This window comes from Psychrobacter sp. MES7-P7E (assembly GCF_002863645.1).
Taxonomy (GTDB): domain Bacteria; phylum Pseudomonadota; class Gammaproteobacteria; order Pseudomonadales; family Moraxellaceae; genus Psychrobacter.
On the sequence record NZ_PJBU01000037.1, the window covers coordinates 1 to 1309 of the forward strand.

General features: G+C 43.3%; 1 protein-coding gene and 1 other annotated feature. The gene reads left to right on the top strand.

From position 1 onward, the window contains the following. Positions 1–50: 50 nt before the first annotated feature. A protein-coding gene (locus tag CXF62_RS01365) for an IS3 family transposase (protein ID WP_416220481.1) occupies positions 51–1270 on the top strand; the annotation gives its coding sequence in 2 pieces (ribosomal slippage) (positions 51–327 and positions 327–1270; 1221 coding nt in all). Continuing rightward, positions 326–442, top strand: a sequence feature (AL1L pseudoknot). (Overlaps the previous gene by 117 nt.) Positions 1271–1309 lie beyond the last annotated feature (39 nt).

Consider the following 1309-nt stretch of genomic DNA (forward strand, 5'->3'; position numbering starts at 1 on the left):
TGAACCGCCCCGGGATTGTCGGAGACTCAATTTTCTGAGAGAATATGACAATGAAAACACGAAATTATACCCCTGAAATGAAAGAGAGCGCCGTCCGTATGCTGATTGCAGCTAAAGACGATTACCCATCCACCTGGTCAGCCATCAAAGCCATAGCGCCAAAGATAGGTTGCACGCCTGAGACCCTACGATCATGGCATAAAAAGCACATTGATAAAACCATTCCTGCAAACATTCAAGCTCAAAGCCAAGCGGAGCGTATCAAAGAGCTTGAACGTGAGAACAGAGAGTTAAAGCAAGCCAATGAGATTATAAAGAAAGCTGCAGCTTTTTTCGCCCAGGCGGAGCTCGACCGCAAACCCAAGTAATGGTTGATTTTATTGAAGATCATAAACAACAATATGGAGTCGAGCCAATCTGTAGAGTATTACCGATTGCTCCATCCACATACTATCGTGCTAAAGAACTAGAAGAAAATCCTGAAAAGCGTTCACAGCGTAGTCAGCATGACGATTTCTACCTTAATGAGATTAAACGTATCTGGAAGAACAGCAAATGCCGATACGGTGCTCGTAAAGTTTGGCAACAGTTGAAAGCAGAGGGTATATATCCTGCACGCTACACTGTAGAGCGGTTAATGCGTCAGCATGGTATGCAAGGTGTTTGGCGAGGTAAAGGTAAGATAACGACTAAGTCTCGTGACGATCAAAAGCGTGCTGATGATTTGGTTAATCGTAACTTTAATGCCTATCGCCCTAACCAGCTATGGGTAGCTGATTTTACCTCTATAAAGACATTGAGTGGTTGGGTCTATACCGCCTTTATCATTGATGTATTTGCTCGCGCTATCGTTGGCTGGAAAGTATCAGATCGTATGAACACTGATATGGTGATGGCAGCACTAAACCAAGCCATTGCAGACAGAAACCATCCTAAAGATGTGATTCATCATAGTGATCGCGGCGTTCAGTACTTATCCATTCGCTATATTGATAAGATGGCTGATTCTGGCGTTATTGCATCTGTTGGTACAACCGGTGATTCATACGATAATGCATTGGCTGAAACGGTTAACGGGCTTTATAAAACAGAGGTGATTGAATATTTAAAACAGCAGTGGCAAGGTGTGAATGATGTTGAATTAGCAACCCTTGAATGGGTCGATTGGTTTAACAAAACTCGCATTCATAGTACGATTGGTTATGTGTCGCCTTTTGAGTTTGAGAGACGATACTATGATAGTCTTACTGAGTCAGACAAAGCTGCCTGACTCAAGCAATCCACTCTCCGATATAGTCGGGGCGGTTCA